This window comes from Bacillus sp. JKS001846 (assembly GCF_900176455.1).
Taxonomy (GTDB): Bacteria; Bacillota; Bacilli; order Bacillales; family Bacillaceae_G; genus Bacillus_A; species Bacillus_A cereus.
Genome location: NZ_FWYG01000001.1, coordinates 3232039 through 3250077, shown reverse-complemented (window position 1 = coordinate 3250077; position 18039 = coordinate 3232039). Strand labels below are relative to the sequence as shown.

Sequence of the window (18039 nt, the reverse complement as noted above, 5' to 3'; positions counted from 1 at the left end):
AACAAAGGGGTTACTATTTTTAAATATACAGCGGGCTATAATAAAGCAGTAGAAGAAGGAAGAATACAAGTTAATAAGAATCAAATGTGCTATTTGATTGACGATGAAAAATCAAAGCATTTATTTTAAGGTTATGCAGTAGCTGATACTCGTCTGAATAATTGATATACAAATAAAAGTTGGTGAATGGCATCCTCTATTTGTATATCTACCATGTGGAATAGGATTTGGTGGAGTTTCATTCAGTTTAAAAATTATGGTATGTGATCATGTACATGTAATTTTTGCTGGGCCTACCCATTCTCCGTATATGCTATTAGGTATGATGACCGGATTATATGATGGGATTTCCATAAAAGATTTTTAATGAAAAGGAATCTAATAAGTAAAGGACAACTTAAGAGTAGACTTCAATGCTGTATTGTAAAATTTTTAAGGAAGTGAAAATAGTATGAAATCAGCTTTAAATAGTATTATGATCTCTTCGATTCTTGCAGTAGGAGGGATCATTGCGCTTTTGTTTAATTTAATGGGGGATCAAGATTGGATCTGGAATTGGGTAGGGCTATTACTGGCATATCTATCTTTGGGCATTTTAATCGGTTTATATAATAAAACTGTGGATCACAAAACATTTCCTAAAATACTAAAAAGAACTTTGTTTATTTCCTTTAATGCTACTATATTAGGGATAATAATAGGGGTAACATACCAACTATTAGGAAAGTGGAATCTTACTATAATGATGTATTATTGGTTGATAATTTTATTACTACATTTAATTACTATAATAACATTAGTCATCCTAGTATTTGAAAACCATAATAGTAAAAATTATAGCTTACTATATAGTTTTATTATAATTTTAAACATTGTCCTTACCTTAGGACCAGTATTATTTCCAGTAGTTCTGACTATTATAGGAAATGCCATGAACGCTAGTGCAGGGCACTAATTTTCACCTATACAGATTATTATTAAGATAGAAAGAAGATTATAATATGAAAATTAAGCTTAAGAAAAAGAGAATTATAAGTGTATTGTTGGCTATTACTTTAGTAGCAATAGGGTATTACGTGTTTCAATCTATTACGAATCCTAAGCTGGTAAATGCGGAAGAGGCAAATAGTGTTCAGCAAGTGAGCAGTCTACCTAAAAATGAATTAAAAAAATTGATACCTAATCGTTTTGATGGTAAAGAAAGAAAAGTTGCATATTTAACTTTTGATGATGGACCTGGAAAATATACAGCTAATCTATTAGATGTACTAAAGAAAAATGATGTGAAAGCAACATTCTTTTTAATTGGCGATAATGTGAAAAGGTTCCCAGATTTAGTGAAACGAGAGCATGTAGAAAACAATTATGTGGGCATGCATAGTATGACACATGTTTTTAAAAAGCTATACACCAATCAGGAATATGTGAAGGAAATGAAAGAAGATCAATCTTTAATTAGAAACGTTATTGGATACACACCGAAATTAACACGTCCACCATATGGATCAATGCCTGGCTTAAATGAATCACTTCGAAATGAAGTGGTAGGAAATAATTTGAAAGTATGGGATTGGACAATTGATTCTTTAGATTGGAAATACAATAAATTACCCGTTGATGTAGCAGCTGCAAAGATTGTTCAAAATGTCTTAGCAGGTGCGACGTCTTCAAAGGAAATTGTTTTAATGCACGATATTCATCCACAATCTGTCGCGGCAGTTCCAGCAATTATAAAAGGGTTAAAAGAAAAAGGGTACGAATTTGAAGCTTATGATGAGAACAATCATTTTCCAATAAACTTTTGGCATGATAATCGTATATAAAGAGATATATTAGTTAAAAGAAAATCAGAATGGAATAAGCAATTCATATAGGGTTTAAATATTTGTAAGAGCGTGTTTAGATAGATGAAAACACGCTCTTTTTACTGAACTATTTTATTGTAGATTTAAGTATAGGCTTTCTAATTTTAGAAAAATTTATATGATTTTTTCATTCATTTCTACATAAGCGTTGGATATTTCGTATGTTTGGCCAGAATGAAAAGAGTTTATTAAACCATTCATTATTCACGTTCTTCTTCATATATTTGTACCACAATTATTTTTTTGTTGTTAAAACTAGTTTTTAAGAAGCATATGTTTTAGCAACTGCAGAAATTCTGTATCACTTTTATCATTTTTTATATAATCCTGTTCGTAGTTAAAAATCATTCGTACTAACATAAAAGCTGTAAGCGGTAATGGTACCTTATGCAAAGCTCCTTGCTGATAACCTTTTTCGAGCAAATTACTTATCATGTTAATTGCTTCTTCTTCAGATTGTTTAAAACAAGTTGTAATTTCAGGTGAATGGTACTCTTTATATTCTTGAAAGAGTGTAGAAACAAACGGATCTTGATGATATTCTAGGCTGATATAATGAAGAATTTTTTGTATTCTAAGTAAAACATCTTTTTCTTCTTTATATAAATTAAATAATTGTGAGCGTTTGAGCTGAATATGACGCATATAGCAGTCACATAATATTTCAGTTTTATCTGTATAGTAATAATAAATAGTACCTTTACCAACTTTAGCTGTCTTTGCAATTTCATCAACCGTTGTGTTACGGACACCACGCGTAGAGAACAGTATTGTGGCAGATTGAATGATTTTCATTTTTTTATTTTCTTTTTCTAATTTGATCATTGTCTACACCCTATCCTTGAAATATTTAGCGAAGTTTTCTATCTTTACATTCTGTATTAGTTCATTTGTAATTTTGTAACTCCTAATAGAAAGTCCTCTATTTGCTTCTTATAGAATAACATACACCATTCTTATTTCTAGTATATAACTATAATAGAATGCAACTGTATCACTTAAGATAAAAATGAAAGTTTAAGGTAATAATTTTTTAATCGGACGATGATTTCTTTCTTGATTGAATTATTTGATTTTTTATTCAATTCATTTTATTATATAAACATGACTAAAAGATGTTTTTAGTCGGATTTTTTTACGGAAAACCGACTGATATTCGATTTTAGTCGGTTTCTATACTATTTGAGAGAAGGTAGACACTATGTGTGGAATTGTAGGGTGGATAGACTGGTCTAAAGACCTGTCTAATGAACAAGAAACGTTAAAAAAAATGACAGATGCTATCATTCACCGAGGACCTGACGCAGAGGGGCATTGGTTTTCAAAACGAGCGGCATTAGGTCATCGACGTCTCATCGTCATTGATCCTGAAGGTGGCCTTCAACCTATGCTCTATAAAGATGGAAATGATATGATTGGCCTTACGTTCAATGGAGAAATTTATAACTATCAAGAATTACGTAAAGAACTTGAGGAGAAAGGTCATAAATTTCAGACCAAGTCGGATACAGAGGTATTACTACATGCTTACTTAGAATGGCAAGAAGATTGTGTTCAACATCTAAATGGGATTTTTGCTTTTGGTATTTGGGATGAAAGATTTGGGAAATTGATGCTTGGTCGTGATCATCTAGGTGTGAAGCCTTTATTTTTTGCTCAAAGGGGAAGCGCAATTCTCTTTGGTTCAGAGTTAAAAGTTTTACTTTCGCATCCATTTGTAGATGCAGAGGTAGATAAAGAAGGACTTTCTGAAATATTTTGTCTTGGGCCAACACGTACTCCTGGTCATGCTATTTTCAAGGATATACATGAAGTGCGTGCTGGGCATTACATGACGTTTACCTCTAATGGCTCGACTACGACACAGTATTGGAAACTTGAAAGTAAAGAACATGTAGATGATATTGATACAACAGTTGAGACAATCCGTTCCATTTTACAAGATACGGTAAAACGTCAGTTAATTGCTGATAAACCAGTGGTATCTATGCTTTCTGGAGGTTTAGATTCCAGTGGTTTAACAGGTTTAGCAGGAAACGAATTTGGGAATAAGGGGGAACGTCTTCATACATATTCCCTGAATTTCATCAATGATGAAAAAGACTTTGAGCAAGACTTCCTTCGTTTTGATCGTGATGAACCTTGGGTGAAACGTGTGGCTGAATATGTAGGAACAAAGCATCATTCTATAGAGTTAGGATCAGATAGTTTAATAGAGCATTTATTAACTCCAATGCGAGCGCGTGATCTACCTGGAGTTGGAGAATTAGAAACGTCTCTTTATTTGTTATTTAAGGAAATGAAAAAAGATGCAACAGTTGCACTTTCAGGCGAATCCGCAGATGAAGTATTCTCAGGATATCCATGGTTCCATCAAGAGAAGTTTCTAGATGCAGAGATATTCCCTTGGAGTGTTAATTTATGGTATAGTACAGAAATTTTATCAGAGGATTTTAAAGCGAAGATTAGCCCTGAAAAATATCAAAAACAAAAATTTGAAGATGCAGTTGCTGAGGTTCCCTTTTTAGAAGGTGAAAGTGATCTGCAAATGAAGCAACGTCAAATGTCTTACATGTTTATTACACGTTTCTTGCCATTTATGCTAGAACGAAAAGATCGCACAAGTATGATGAATGGCTTTGAAGTACGAGTTCCATTTTGCGATTACCGGCTTGTAGAATACCTATGGAATGTCCCATTCGAAATGAAAAGCATAGACAATATTGAAAAAGGTATTTTACGTAGAGCTTTTGAAAATGTACTTCCAGAGGATGTACGTTATCGCAAAAAAAGTGCATATCCAAGCACTAAGGATGCCTCTTATCTACAAGGTATTAGTGATTGGATGTTACATGTGTTGAACAATCCTGAATCACCTATTTTGCCATTAATTAATGTAGAAAGAGTTCGTGCTATTGCAGAAGGAAAAGACGAAGTAATTTCAGGTAATGATGCACGAGGTATAATAGATTATTTACTTCAAGTTAATAGTTGGCTAGAGGAATATAATATTAAATTAATATGGTAGATGTAATTTTCAAATAAAGAGAATAGCTGAAACATCAATGACCTAAGTGAACCGCACCTCCAATGTATTAGATAGTTATCTAATAATTGGAGATGTGGTTTTATTATTTTGATTTGCAATAACCCTAATCAGTTAGTTAATTAGAATCAAATAAGAAACATAGAAATAGGGGGAATAATATGAATTGGAGGTTCCTTCCTGAGAGTAGGGAGTCTCTTTAATCTCGCTACCGATAATTAAATAATATGTTAATTAGATTTGATTATTGTATGTATCACCTTTTCTTCAATAAATATTAAGCATGCTAAGGAAGCAGGCGCAAAGGCAGTAATCGTATATAACAATGTAGATGGTGAAATTACAAGTTATCTTGGGGAAAGTACTGCATCTATTCCATCGTTCCGCTTAACAAAAGTAGATGGTGAGAAATTACAAGCAAAAGCTGTACAAGGAGATGCGTTGAAATTAAATTGGACTTTTAATTCCATGCAAGCAAGCGGTGAAGAAAAGTAAGTGTAATAATTTGTATACTATATGTGTGAGACATATCGTATACAAATGAAAAGAACTGTTTTGAAATGAAGGCGTTTATCCTCAATGGTAAAACTCCTTATAAAAATATGGGTGAAAAACTTGATGATGATTTCCCTTTTAAAACACATCGTAAAAATATTTTGCGATGTGTTTTGTTGTAAGTTGGAGAGTATAGAAATATTAAATGATTATCCAAATTTTGAGATACAAATTTTGAGATACTTTGAGGGAATTTAGCACCTTACGCTAGCTTAGCAACTTTCCTGTCCCCTTTATCCCCAAGAAGACGTAATCCAGTTATGATGAGCATACATCCTCATACGCGAAATTGAAAGTAACAACTAGTGCATGCTCACAAAACTTTTCATCCTATGGCAGAGAAGTTCCAGAAAATCAAGAACACCCTGCAGAGAATAAGCTGAGGGACTTACTGGCTCATGTAAAAGAGAAGTATATGAAAGTGAAGGGCTAAATTTTAAAATTCTAAAAAGGGTGAATGGATGATGTTAGGGATAGGGTTGATTGTATTAAGTATTTTACTTGTCAGCATTGTATTTTTACCATGATGCTTTATTCCAAGTGAGACAGAAAACATGTAGTATTTTTATTCGTAATTATCCAAAAAAGAAAGAGGGATATTTGTTACAATCACGGCATTGTAGAAGAAATAGAATAAAAGAGGAAAATATATACTGTTACAAATTAATATTCCATGTGTTTTTTGAACATACATTACTTATCTTTAATGTATATATTGAATATATAAATATATTGTGTTATGATGTGAATTAGAAACTCGCGTGTTTCAAATACAACATTTTTATCTTTTTGATGACCTCTTATCTTTCCGTAAGAGGTCCTTTTTTTATCCCTCCGTATTGTATAGCCGCTAAAATACTATGAAAAGATACTAGAGACTACTACACTGTGATATCCTCTAGTATTTTTTCTTTATCTATATTATCTATTGTTAGGTAAACGACGAATTAGTACTTTTTGTATAATTTTCACAAAATAACTTTGAATCATTATTTATTTCAATATAAAGTAATGAAAGGACATATTTGACTATCGTCTTTAATTTTTCCGACAGCAAGCAAAGCTAGCATGTTTAATGCATAATCAGACGCCTGTAAATGAGCATTACTATTTAAATTTTTACCAGAGAGTAATTTAGTTAATTGGTAGAAAAAGGAAGGTGCCTATTTGGCTCCTTCCTTTTTCTCATACATACATAACGCTTGTTGACAACTTATGAAATAATAGCATTCATCGCTATTAAAATATAACATTAAAAGCAATTAATTAGATATGTAATTTTGCATATATTGTACTATTTGAATAGAAACAAAACTATTTATCACTTTCTGTATGGAGACAAACAGATTTAGGTTTACTTAGGGTAAGAAGACCTGATCATTGATTGCTGGTTAAACCATATTTCTACGTATTTGAAACAAATTATTTCACTGGATTGTATGTTAAAGAGAGTGAGGGATTTATGAAATGTAGATTGTTCCTTGATTTCTTACTCGTGATTTTACTTGGAGAATGCATCGGAAAAGAAGTTACGTTATATACGATTTCAAAAGGGGATATTATTCAGTGCATCCAAAGATGCGCTCCGTTTCCTGTTTCCTATCCAACTAAATTACCATTTCAAGCAAATTTCTTCCCTTTCAAACAATTTATCCATTGAATAAAGATAATTCGGCCATACGTATCGGAGGACATGAAACTTTCTTAATACCATTTGGAATATATTTCAATATACTTCCGATACTATAATAGATCGAAAATTTCTTGATTGGAGGTATATAATGGCATATCCATTTCGTAACTTAGTATTTGAAGGTGGCGGGGTAAAGGGAAGCGCTTATATAGGTGCTATCCGTGCACTAAATGAAGAAGGGATTTTACCAGAAATACAACGATTTGGGGGGACTTCAGCTGGAGCGATTACTGCATTACTTTTAGGTCTTTCCATTCCATTCGCAGATCTTGTAAAAATCCACAAAGACATGAATTTCAAAGCGTTTAAAGATGATGATTTTTCGATTGTACAAGATAACATTCGTTTGTTTTTTGATGGTTTTGGTATCTATAAAGGGGATTTCTTCACTGAGTGGGTAGGAAAGATCGTTGAAAAGTGGACAGGGAGTAAGGACACAACTTTTCAGCAGTTGTATGACAAAACAGGAAAAGACGTGTTTTTTCAAGGAACGAACGTTTCTACACACCAGCTTCGTACGTTTTCTCGCGAAACGACACCTGATGTCCCGTTAGTAGTTGCTGTGCGGATTTCGATGTCCATCCCATTCTTTTTTAAATCTGTGGAATGGGATAAAGATTATTATGTAGACGGAGGTGTACTCGATAACTACCCAATTCGTTTATTTGATCGGAAAAGTTTTGTGAATAAAGAAGAACACTTCACGACCACAGATACGATTGACGAGGTTAATAAACTGATAAGCAATATAGAGGATCATTCTACACTAAGAAGCTTACACACGAAATACAATGCATCTTTCTTTGATCCTACAGATGAAATTGTCTACAACAAAGAAACACTTGGTTTCCGTTTAGAATCTCAGGCGGAGGTTGCCATGTTAAAACATATCGCAACTTCAACAGAACATCATATTGGCCATTCTCTTATTCATTTTGCATGGAATTTGTCTCAAACCATGATTAAAGGTCATGAGAGCGGAAAAACCACCAAAGAAGATGCTGCCCGCACTGTATTTATTAATACATTCTTTACGTCGTCGTTTAATTTTGATATCACAGAAGAAGAAAAGAAAACACTCATGAATTCAGGTTATACTTCTACTAAAGACTATCTACATCAGTTTAATACGTCTGAAGTAAAATTGTTTAATCGACCATAAAGCCGAGTGCAATGCACTTGGCTTTTTTTAATCGTCCTGTAAATTCTTTTTTTAGTAGCTAATAAAAATTTAGATAGACTATGCATAGAACAAGAGAGAGGAGATAACAGAAAGTAATAAATATAAGTTTTGATGACTTCTTATTTTGTAAAACTAGGGTGTAAAAAGGGTGAAACAGGTGGAAGAAAAACGAATTATGATTTATACAATTTTTCGGCTAACACAGTACAAAAGAGAACCCTAAAACGGTGGACAGCAAAAAATGAATAGAGTAGCAAGGCGGATTTATTGTGAAAGTAGGGATTTTCCTTTTTCTTTCTACTGATAATAAAGCGTTATGTAGACTGGGAATGTATAAGGTATTCATTGCTATTCCTTCAAAATGCTGATGTTACATCACATTAAAATAACCTCTAATTTAAATATTGAAATTCTCTAAATCTCGATGTATTATATTCTTGTATTTTCTCACTTTGCTAAGCCTAGAAAACATCATCACTTCTGAAAGAACTCGAACTCCAGCGGGTTCTTTGAATTTACTTGAACTTATTTTTGAATCATTGTATTATATTTCCGAGTCTTACTCATATAAATCATTATCAGGAGAATCTGCAAATTTGCAGGTTCTTTTTTATTTTATTGAAAGTAAAATTTTAGCCAGTCGTTTATTTTCATATTGTTGGTTTTTATACGTGTTTGGTAAAAATCAATGAGTTGCAAAAAAATACTATACTGAAATCTAGTTCGGTATAGCAATGTGCATATAAAAGATCCCACTTTGCTATATCCCCTAAAAAGAGTCATAAAAATCTATATTTTTTTAATTCAGTTGCATACTACAAAACTTCTTTTAAAAGAAATGTATGTACATACACATTATATTTTGTTCCATAACTCTCTAACTTTCGTTCACGATAGTCTGTTAAGTACAGGATTATTGGCGGGTGGTGCAATAGGTGCAGAAGATGTGAAAACAAATGAAAAAGTGCAGGTAAAGAGGGAAATATAACGTATAAAGAAATTGATAAAGCAGAATCTCCATTGTTATTTGGAATGTATCCTTTATGTTAAGATCCTAATAAGAAGTTAGTTTTTTTTGATAATTAATATTTATACAAAATGCATAATTAATATACTAAAACGTTTTTAAATTTTATTAATGTATTCCTTTTCATCTGAATGAATTATTTATTGCAACAGGTTTCCCGTTCAAAACAAGATGTTCAAACAAAAGACAATATAAGTATCTTTATAATGATTTTTCAATATAATCAATGTGTTTATGAAAGGAACTCTGTGTTATTTTTGCTTTTTTACTAACTAATACAGCTTCAAACAAAGGACACAATTGCTACATACTAAGTATAATTTATTACCTATTCAAAATTCTGTCTATTCAATCTTTCTAAAAATAAAAAAAGATTAAACTTATAAATATACAAGTTATAATGAGGGCGTCGAGACACAATTTATTACCTCTAGAGAAAATATCAAACCTCGTTTTGGATTAAAAATTCTAAAGAACTTGCCAGTAATTTTTTAAAATTGGACATACTGATATGATTACTATACGGAGGATAGCGGATTAGAAGGGAAGTTTATTCAACTCAATAAAGAAAGCGTTATCAAACAAAACTTGTTTTGAATCGATCATTCTAATAACTTAGATTCAACTACAGCTAAAAATAATAAATTATGGGGGTGCTTATATGAACATGAATGTAGCATCTATTAAAGAAAAAAAGATTGTTAAATACAAAAGTTGTTTTGATGTGATTGGGCCCATAATGATAGGCCCTTCAAGTTCACATACTGCAGGTGCTTTGGCTATTGGAACAGTTGCTAATAAATTATTTCAAGGTCTTCCCAAAAAAGTTGTGGTAAAGTATTATGAATCATTTGCTGAAACCCATAAAGGTCACGGAACTGATTTTGCAATTATTGCTGGTATATTAGGCTTAGCTGCTGATGACAGCAAAGTGCCAGATGCTATTAAAATAGCAGAGTCTAAGGGAATTGACATTACCTTTATTGAACAATTGGGTAATAGTCCTGCTGGTCATCCAAATACGGCAGATGTATATGCAGAGGATGAAAGTCGAAGTATTAGAGTAATGGGGATTTCGGTCGGTGGTGGGTTGATTGAAGTCAAACATGTTGAAATTGATGGATTTAGCTTAAATCTGCAGGGGCCATTGCCAGTTGTTATTGCGATTTCAGAAAGAGCTGACTTTGAATTTGTTTTACGCAGGATCTTTAAACAATATGATGTGGAAATTAACAACTTTCATAGTTTGGAAGATAAAACAAAATATTTATATGCATTCGCTTTGGATTCGATATTGCCAGGTAATGCTCAGAAGGAATTAGGAGATTTAAGCAATATAGCTAATCTTATTATTCTTTAGTCACATTAAGGAGTGAAAAATATGTATATGGTCATAAAAGAAATTGTGGATGCAGCTAATAAAAGCCAAAAGCAAATTTATGAATTAGCAATCGAACAGGAAATCAAACAAACTAAAACTTCTTATGAAGAAGTTTGGAGTAAAATGGAACGAAATTTAGCGACTATGCAACATGCAATAAATAAAAGTATCGAGGGCGACGGTGTATTTTCTCCAACAGGTTTGACCGGAGGGGATGCTGTAAAAATTAAAAACTATCGAGAAAATAGGAAAACTCTTTCTGGAGATTTGATGGTGTTAGGGATTCAAAGTGCTATCGGTGTTAATGAAGTAAATGCTGCATTAGGAGCTATTTGTGCAACTCCAACAGCAGGTGCGAGTGGGACGATTCCGGGAGTCCTATTTAGTATTAAAGATACGTTGCAGTTAAGTCATGAAGATATGATTCATTTTCTATTCACTTCAGCGTTATTTGGAACGATAGTCGCAAACAACGCTTGTATTTCAGGAGCGTATGGAGGATGTCAAGCTGAAGTAGGAAGTGCCTCAGCGATGGCGGCTGCAGCTGCGGTAGAAGCTGCGGGTGGAACGCCACAGCAATCTTCTGAAGCTTTTTCGATTGCATTACAAAATTTACTCGGTTTAGTTTGTGATCCGGTCGCTGGTTTGGTAGAAATTCCTTGTGTAAAGAGAAACGCCATTGGAACGGCAAATGCTTTAGCAGCAGCGGACATCGCATTAGCTGGCGTAAACAATCTCATCAATGCTGACGAAGTGATTGAAGCCATGTATAGAGTTGGAAGACAGATGCCTCGCGAATTAAGAGAGACAGGTTTAGGTGGTATTGCAGCTACACCTACAGGAATTTCCATTAAAAATAAAATCTTTGGGGAGAAACAATCAAATCAATAAGTTATCGAGTATATTGTGAAGTTTTTAACAATCTTTACTCTATTGTTCGCCTAAGGATGTCTGTATATTGGGGAAGTTATTAATAAAATATACTACTATATAATTAAAATATTTTATAAGTGGTAACAAACCCTTCAGGTTGATGCTTCGCTAATTTTTTGATTTTTATTAACCTAGAAGGGGGATATTCGTTGTGGCGCACTATATAAGCTATTCATTTTTCAAGAACGGTCTATATTCCTATATCTTAAAAAGAGAATTAAGAATAGGACACAAGGAGGAATTATTATATGGATGGGAATACTGCAAAAAACATAGAATTTCAAGCTGATAACACTGCAGTAAAAAATGAGAAATATCTAGACCCTAAAAAGTGGCATAAACAGGATACTACCTGGGCATTGAGCCTTTTTGGAACAGCAATTGGAGCAGGAGTACTCTTTTTACCGATTAATGCAGGTTCAGGTGGTTTATTATCATTGCTGTTAATTACATTACTTGCATATCCTGTTATGTATTATTCACATAGGGCGCTTGCTAAAATGATTTACGCTTCGAACTCTGCCGATGAGGGGATTACAGGTACAATAAGAGAGTATTTTGGAAATAAGGCAAGTATCATTTTTAATATTGTATATTTTGTCTCCATTTATACGATTGTGCTGATGTACTCGGTCGCACTTACAAATACCGCTAGTAGCTTTATCGTGCATCAATTGCACATGTCGGAGCCTCCAAGGTCCATTTTATCGCTTGTTTTAGTACTCGGTCTTATCGCTATACTAAATTTTGGTCAAGATATAACTGTAAAGATCATGAGCATGCTAGTGTATCCTTTTATAGCTTCTCTACTTTTTATCGCAATATCTTTGATTCCACAGTGGAATACGTCAATGCTTAGTTTTTCAGCTGTTTCTACTGCTTCAACAGGAACAGGATATTTAGGAACGATATGGATGATACTTCCAATCATAGTATTCTCGTTTAATCATTCGCCTATGATTTCGTCATTTGTTATGAAACAGAGAGCTACGTATGGAATAGATGCTACTGATGCTAAATGTGCTCAAATACAAAAAGTTTGTTATATTATGACATTCGTAGTTGTTATGTTCTTTGTTTGGAGCAGTACCTTAAGTTTGACTCCAAATGATCTTAAGGTGGCAAAAGAACAGAACTTGTCAATCCTATCATATCTTGCTAATGAGCTTAATTCGCCAGTAATCACTATTGCAGCTCCTATCATTGCATTTGTGGCTATTACAAAGTCTTTCCTTGGTCATTATATAGGAGCGTATGAGGTCATGCGTGACATGATTATCAAGTCCAGTAAAAAACGTGGGAAAGATATAGGAGAAAAAACAGTTAAGACAATGATTCTTACTTTTGTCGTATTAACATGCTGGTATGTTGCTTATACAAATCCAAGTATTCTTGGAATCATTGATGCCCTTAGCGGTCCGCTAGTTGCTGCTATCTTATGTATACTACCAATGTATGCAATCCATAAAGTATCAGTACTTGCTAAATACAAAGGGAAATTGAGCAATGTATTTGTCATTATTATAGGTATTCTTACTGTCCTAGCAAGTATTAAGTCATTATTCTAATCCACTATTGTTAGTATCGATGCAAAAATCGTGGGATATGGAAAAAAGAAAGATTCTTATCGGAACTGAATTCTATATTGTTAAACTAAAGAAATCATGTTTTTGGACAAACTCCTCAAATTGGAGAGTTTGTCTTTTTTTATTATATGCATAACTTTTATCATTTTAGCCAAGAAGACCCCTTACTCAAGGAACGCGAAATAAGTAGGTGGGAGATGAATTGGCTAAAATGATAAACTGGTGACCCAGTATGTAGAAGTAAAAAAGGGGAAAACTATTGTATAATTATCGATAATTTAGGGGGCGCCAAATGAAGCATAATAAAGAAGTAACACTTGGGGATTACGTTCAATTTTCATATCGTAAAAATCCTAATTTGCAATTAATGGGATTTGTGGTGAATGTTTTACAAAATACAATTGTTGTAGATATTGCCGAAAGAATGGATATCCAGGTAGATGATTTTAGGCAAGTTGTAAAGCATGGTTATTATAATAAAGTGGTTCATAAGGAAATAAAGAATAGTGTTTCATAAAAAGTGCTCCTATATATATAAATTTAGGAGCACTTTTTATGGAGAGAATTTTCGCAAAGATTTTTTTGTCTGAGGTATAAAATTTTCATATAAAAATACGTTTTGAAGATATTTTCTTATTTGTTAATTAATAATTTTTTCAATCTTTATAGCTGTTATGGATTTAAAATATTATTCATAAGAATTTCACATAATTTTATTAAAAAGAAAAATACTAATACTTGTTTTAATACTTTACTTCGAGTCATTAAAACAAATTTACTAACTACGAAACAAGGAGGCATCACTGTGGACATTCGTGAAGGATTAATTCCAACAGCTTTAGGTGCAGCAGTGACAGCAGCAGGTTATGCTCTTAAACAAACTCGTGGAACTAATAAAATGATTGCAAATACAGTATTTGGTTTTGGTTTAGCACACGTCGTTTTAGGTGTAATCGATCTTGTTGAACATCGTCGTTAGAACGAAAGGCAAGCATTGATATATGCTTGCCTTTTTGGGAGTACATTTATTATTCATTTTTCAAAATATGTTTGTATGACGTAATCATTATCAATGTAACTAAATAGTTACACTACAAGGAAATTAGAAAGTAAAACTGTGAGCATTGAATTTTATGAAATGAGATGGTGATGGAATGGAATTTTCTTCTGAAAGTAATACGTATCATGCTGGTGACATTGTTTATATTTTTTACCGAAATCCTCATACTCAAGACGTAGCTAACATACAAGCTGCAGCAGTTGTAAATAATCCTGAAAGACCTAATGAATTAGCACTATTTCTTTACGAAACGTATTATCCACTAACAAATGAGATGGCTATATATGCTACCGAAGATGAGGCAAACCAAGCTTACACTTACTATTATGGTGATATTTCAGAGGGGATGTTAGAATGAATAAGCCATTTATGCCTAAGCTCGTATATTTTGAACCTAAAGCATTAGATTATCCTTTGGGGAAAGAGCTGTTTGAGAAGTTTTCAAAGATGGATGTTGAAATTCGACATACTACTTCCCATAATCAAGTAAGAGATTTGCCAGGGGATAATGATTTTCAAAAGTATCGAGTAGCAAAATCCACGCTGGTTGTTGGTGTTAGAAAAACACTGAAATTCGATACTTCCAAGCCTTCAGCAGAGTATGCAATTCCTTTTGCAACGGGATGTATGGGACATTGTCATTATTGTTATTTACAAACAACGATGGGAAGTAAGCCTTATATACGAACGTATGTAAATGTTGAAGAAATTTTAGATGCTGCTGATAAATACATGAAAGAGCGTGCACCTGAAGTAACAAGATTTGAAGCGTCGTGTACTTCAGATATTGTAGGAATCGATTATTTAACGCATACCCTTAAACGGGCCATTGAGCATTTTGGAGAATCTGAATATGGGAAATTGAGATTTGTTACGAAATTCCACCATGTAGATCATTTACTTGATGCTAAACATAACGGAAAAACAAGATTTCGCTTTAGTGTAAACGCTGATTATGTGATTAAAAACTTTGAACCAGGAACTTCTCCCTTAGCTAAACGAATTGAGGCAGCAGGAAAAGTAGCTAGAGCTGGATATCCTCTTGGTTTCATTGTAGCTCCTATTTACCTGCATGAAGGCTGGAAGGAAGGATACTATCATATGTTTGAACGCCTAAATGCTGAATTACCTCTTGATGCACGGGATGATATTACATTTGAATTTATTCAACATCGTTTTACAAAGCCAGCTAAGAGAGTAATTGAAAAAAACTACCCGATGACAAAACTAGAATTAGATGAAGAGAAAAGAAGGTATAAATGGGGGAAATATGGAATCGGAAAATACATTTATCAAAAAGAAGAAGAAGAGGATATAAAAAACTATCTGTATTCCTATATGAAACAGTTCTTTCCTAATGCAAAACTAGAATATTTTACATAAAAGAAACGAACAAAATTCATTATATCATCAATCTAAAAAATTACTCACTCAAAAAAGTGATATTGGTCAACAATTCGCTAATAAATCATTTGAAAAATTTATATACGAAAGTCTTTTATGTAAAAATATGTTTCATTATGAACTGAATCCCAACAGTTAAACAGAAAAATACAGCGGTTGTATGAATATAAGTCCGGTATTGTACCGGGCTCATTCTTTTTAACGTTGCATCAATTCTTTTGTGAACATATTAATTTGAACATGTTTAAAAACGAATCATCTTTTGACAATGGTATTAGCGCTTTAGAAAGAACTTTCATAAAAAATGGTACTAATAATCCCTCCAAGTATTACTCCCATAGTAGAATCTAATAACAAAAATCTAATTGTTTAATTAGTAATTCTAATCTACCATTTTTTGCTGTACTATCAACTAAAGAAACAGTAAATGGTTGTTGAAACATATTAGAAAATCGAGCAATTAAAGACATAATATTATATTTAGCAAAAGCCGATGCAACTAAAGCTAATTTCGCCCCAACAAGTTGAACTCCATATCCTAAAACTTCTATAGAAGTCATAAGCATTAAAAATAAAAAGATACAAATTACTTTAAAAGTAATAAACTCCATAATCATACCCCTTAAGTTTCTATAAATACATAACTCAATAATTATATTAAAAACATTCAATATTTTCATTAAAATATAAATCAATTTCTATTTTATAATCAAAAACTATACTCCTTTATTTTGAATGATGGCATCACCTTTTATTAGAATTGTCCCTTGGTTTAGCAAATGTTTTTTTGTAAATAATATATTTGTTAAACCATTAATTAAGGGGGACTAGTATGCCGCAGGATCGAAAAGAAGAAGTGCAAAACGATACATATGAAGGAAAAGAGGTTATGCCAGATAATCCACAATATCTACCGCGTCACGTGCAAATGGAGCTGCCTCCCGAATTTTCTATAAATCCTCTTTTTGCCCGCAAAGGAGAATCAGTCGTTCCGCGCTTTCACATGCCTGATGAAGGCATGTTACCAGAAACAGCGTATCAAATCGTCCATGATGAAATGACTCTTGATGGCAATGCACGTTTGAATCTTGCAACATTCGTTAGTACATGGATGGAACCTACCGCAGAGCACTTATATGCTAAATCATTTGATAAGAACATGATTGATAAGGACGAATATCCACAGACAGCTGAAATTGAGGAGCGGTGTGTCCGCATTTTAGCCAACCTCTGGCATTCCCCCAGCCCCCTTACAACTATGGGCGTTTCAACAACTGGATCGTCGGAAGCCTGTATGCTCGGGGGGCTTGCGTTAAAGAGACGCTGGCAAAATGCACGAAAAAGAGAGGGTAAGCCGGTGGATCGGCCTAATATTGTGTTTAGTTCTGCTGTTCAAGTCGTTTGGGAAAAATTTGCGAACTATTGGGAGGTTGAACCACGCTATGTGAAGGTTAGCCCTGAGCATCCCCGATTAAATCCTCAAGGGGTCCTTGCAGCCGTGGATGAAAATACGATTGGTGTGGTACCGATTCTCGGTGAGACTTATACCGGACTTTACGAACCGGTTGCCGCCATTGCAAAAGCGTTGGACGATTTACAGGAGAGAACGGGACTGGACATTCCTATGCATGTAGATGCGGCTTCGGGCGGATTTATAGCACCGTTTCTTCAACCAGATTTAGTCTGGGATTTTCAGTTGCCGAGGGTGAAGTCCATCAATGTATCGGGACATAAATATGGATTAGTCTATCCTGGCTTGGGTTGGATAATTTGGCGGGAAGCTGATGATCTCCCCGATGATTTAATCTTCCGCGTCTCCTATTTAGGCGGAAACATGCCGACTTTTGCCCTGAATTTTTCACGTCCTGGCGCACAAGTGCTCCTACAATATTACAATTACCTGCGTTTGGGGAAAAGTGGGTACTATGATGTCCAAAGGGCTTCTCAGAAGGTCGCTCTTTTTCTTAGCAAGGCAATTCAGGAGATGGAACCGTTCGAACTTTTGTCCGATGGTTCGGATATTCCGGTTTTCGCTTGGCAACTGAAAAAAGGTTACACATTAAACTGGAACCTTTATGATTTATCTCGACAATTGCGTGTGTTCAGCTGGCAAGTACCCGCATATCCATTGCCTCCAGACCTAGAAGCAGTGACGATTATGCGCGTTGTGGTTCGAAACGGGTTTTCTATGGATCTCGCGCATTTATTTTTGAGGAACCTCAAACAGGCCGTTGCCTTTCTGGATTCCTTGGATGGACCTATGCCACATGATACGAAATGTGATAATGGGTTTCATCACTAATTGG

General features: G+C 33.8%; 15 protein-coding genes and 1 pseudogene. 14 read left to right on the top strand and 2 right to left on the bottom strand.

The features are described from left to right. Positions 1-451: 451 nt before the first annotated feature. On the top strand, positions 452-955 hold the full coding sequence (locus tag B9A45_RS17515) for a DUF3902 family protein (protein WP_000833544.1): 504 nt from the start codon (positions 452-454) through the stop codon (positions 953-955). A gap of 46 nt (positions 956-1001) precedes the next feature. Beyond that, complete coding sequence (locus B9A45_RS17510; protein WP_053513240.1) at positions 1002-1823, top strand: peptidoglycan-N-acetylglucosamine deacetylase; 822 nt, start codon at positions 1002-1004, stop codon at positions 1821-1823. A gap of 297 nt (positions 1824-2120) precedes the next feature. Here the strand turns inward: B9A45_RS17510 and B9A45_RS17505 are convergent, their stop codons facing one another. Continuing rightward, positions 2121-2690 (bottom strand): TetR/AcrR family transcriptional regulator, encoded by a 570-nt coding sequence (locus tag B9A45_RS17505; RefSeq protein ID WP_000593070.1) that lies wholly within the window; start codon positions 2688-2690, stop codon positions 2121-2123. Positions 2691-3066: 376 nt separating this feature from the next. Between B9A45_RS17505 and asnB the strand changes: the two genes are divergently transcribed. The 11 genes and pseudogenes from asnB (at position 3067) to splB (ending at position 15712) form a co-directional block, all read left to right on the top strand. Beyond that, positions 3067-4893, top strand: coding sequence for an asparagine synthase (glutamine-hydrolyzing) (asnB, locus tag B9A45_RS17500; protein WP_000334322.1), 1827 nt, complete (start codon positions 3067-3069; stop codon positions 4891-4893). A 258-nt stretch (positions 4894-5151) separates the two neighbouring features. After that, a pseudogene (locus tag B9A45_RS17495) lies at positions 5152-5349 on the top strand (PA domain-containing protein); the annotation flags it as partial. Between the two features lie 1579 nt (positions 5350-6928). Next, positions 6929-7126 (top strand): hypothetical protein, encoded by a 198-nt coding sequence (locus tag B9A45_RS17485; RefSeq protein WP_000650125.1) that lies wholly within the window; start codon positions 6929-6931, stop codon positions 7124-7126. Between the two features lie 121 nt (positions 7127-7247). Further along, on the top strand, positions 7248-8321 hold the full coding sequence (locus B9A45_RS17480; protein WP_000331137.1) for a patatin-like phospholipase family protein: 1074 nt from the start codon (positions 7248-7250) through the stop codon (positions 8319-8321). 1709 nt (positions 8322-10030) lie between these two features. After that, positions 10031-10729: a serine dehydratase beta chain gene (locus B9A45_RS17465; protein ID WP_084064404.1), complete on the top strand. Its 699-nt coding sequence runs from the start codon at positions 10031-10033 to the stop codon at positions 10727-10729. A gap of 21 nt (positions 10730-10750) precedes the next feature. Beyond that, positions 10751-11641 (top strand): L-serine ammonia-lyase, iron-sulfur-dependent, subunit alpha, encoded by an 891-nt coding sequence (gene sdaAA / locus B9A45_RS17460; protein ID WP_084064401.1) that lies wholly within the window; start codon positions 10751-10753, stop codon positions 11639-11641. Between the two features lie 290 nt (positions 11642-11931). Continuing rightward, on the top strand, positions 11932-13251 hold the full coding sequence (locus tag B9A45_RS17455) for an aromatic amino acid transport family protein (RefSeq protein WP_084064399.1): 1320 nt from the start codon (positions 11932-11934) through the stop codon (positions 13249-13251). Positions 13252-13561: 310 nt separating this feature from the next. After that, the gene (locus B9A45_RS17450; protein WP_000682219.1) at positions 13562-13786 is read left to right on the top strand and encodes a DUF2187 domain-containing protein; all 225 of its coding nucleotides are present in this window, start codon (positions 13562-13564) and stop codon (positions 13784-13786) included. Between the two features lie 288 nt (positions 13787-14074). Continuing rightward, positions 14075-14248 (top strand): hypothetical protein, encoded by a 174-nt coding sequence (locus tag B9A45_RS17445; protein WP_016110009.1) that lies wholly within the window; start codon positions 14075-14077, stop codon positions 14246-14248. Between the two features lie 175 nt (positions 14249-14423). Continuing rightward, a complete protein-coding gene (locus tag B9A45_RS17440) occupies positions 14424-14687 on the top strand; it encodes a transcriptional regulator SplA (protein WP_000396091.1) in 264 nt (87 codons plus the stop codon). Further along, on the top strand, positions 14684-15712 hold the full coding sequence (splB, locus tag B9A45_RS17435; RefSeq protein WP_001039638.1) for a spore photoproduct lyase: 1029 nt from the start codon (positions 14684-14686) through the stop codon (positions 15710-15712). The genes B9A45_RS17440 and splB overlap by 4 nt, the downstream gene beginning before the upstream one ends. Before the next feature lie 368 nt (positions 15713-16080). Here the strand turns inward: splB and B9A45_RS17430 are convergent, their stop codons facing one another. Further along, the gene (locus tag B9A45_RS17430; RefSeq protein WP_000394421.1) at positions 16081-16344 is read right to left on the bottom strand and encodes a lipid II flippase family protein; all 264 of its coding nucleotides are present in this window, start codon (positions 16342-16344) and stop codon (positions 16081-16083) included. 221 nt (positions 16345-16565) lie between these two features. Here B9A45_RS17430 and B9A45_RS17425 point away from each other — a divergent pair, with 221 nt between their 5' ends. Then, a complete protein-coding gene (locus tag B9A45_RS17425; protein WP_084064396.1) occupies positions 16566-18035 on the top strand; it encodes a glutamate decarboxylase in 1470 nt (489 codons plus the stop codon). The last annotated feature ends 4 nt before the right edge of the window (positions 18036-18039 follow it).

Coding starts and splice junctions, on each gene's coding strand:
- B9A45_RS17515 (WP_000833544.1), top strand. CDS start 452: ATGAAATCAGCTTTAAATAGTATTATGATCTCTTCGATTCTTGCAGTA.
- B9A45_RS17510 (WP_053513240.1), top strand. CDS start 1,002: ATGAAAATTAAGCTTAAGAAAAAGAGAATTATAAGTGTATTGTTGGCT.
- B9A45_RS17505 (WP_000593070.1), bottom strand. CDS start 2,690: ATGATCAAATTAGAAAAAGAAAATAAAAAAATGAAAATCATTCAATCT.
- asnB (WP_000334322.1), top strand. CDS start 3,067: ATGTGTGGAATTGTAGGGTGGATAGACTGGTCTAAAGACCTGTCTAAT.
- B9A45_RS17485 (WP_000650125.1), top strand. CDS start 6,929: ATGAAATGTAGATTGTTCCTTGATTTCTTACTCGTGATTTTACTTGGA.
- B9A45_RS17480 (WP_000331137.1), top strand. CDS start 7,248: ATGGCATATCCATTTCGTAACTTAGTATTTGAAGGTGGCGGGGTAAAG.
- B9A45_RS17465 (WP_084064404.1), top strand. CDS start 10,031: ATGAACATGAATGTAGCATCTATTAAAGAAAAAAAGATTGTTAAATAC.
- sdaAA (WP_084064401.1), top strand. CDS start 10,751: ATGTATATGGTCATAAAAGAAATTGTGGATGCAGCTAATAAAAGCCAA.
- B9A45_RS17455 (WP_084064399.1), top strand. CDS start 11,932: ATGGATGGGAATACTGCAAAAAACATAGAATTTCAAGCTGATAACACT.
- B9A45_RS17450 (WP_000682219.1), top strand. CDS start 13,562: ATGAAGCATAATAAAGAAGTAACACTTGGGGATTACGTTCAATTTTCA.
- B9A45_RS17440 (WP_000396091.1), top strand. CDS start 14,424: ATGGAATTTTCTTCTGAAAGTAATACGTATCATGCTGGTGACATTGTT.
- splB (WP_001039638.1), top strand. CDS start 14,684: ATGAATAAGCCATTTATGCCTAAGCTCGTATATTTTGAACCTAAAGCA.
- B9A45_RS17430 (WP_000394421.1), bottom strand. CDS start 16,344: ATGGAGTTTATTACTTTTAAAGTAATTTGTATCTTTTTATTTTTAATG.
- B9A45_RS17425 (WP_084064396.1), top strand. CDS start 16,566: ATGCCGCAGGATCGAAAAGAAGAAGTGCAAAACGATACATATGAAGGA.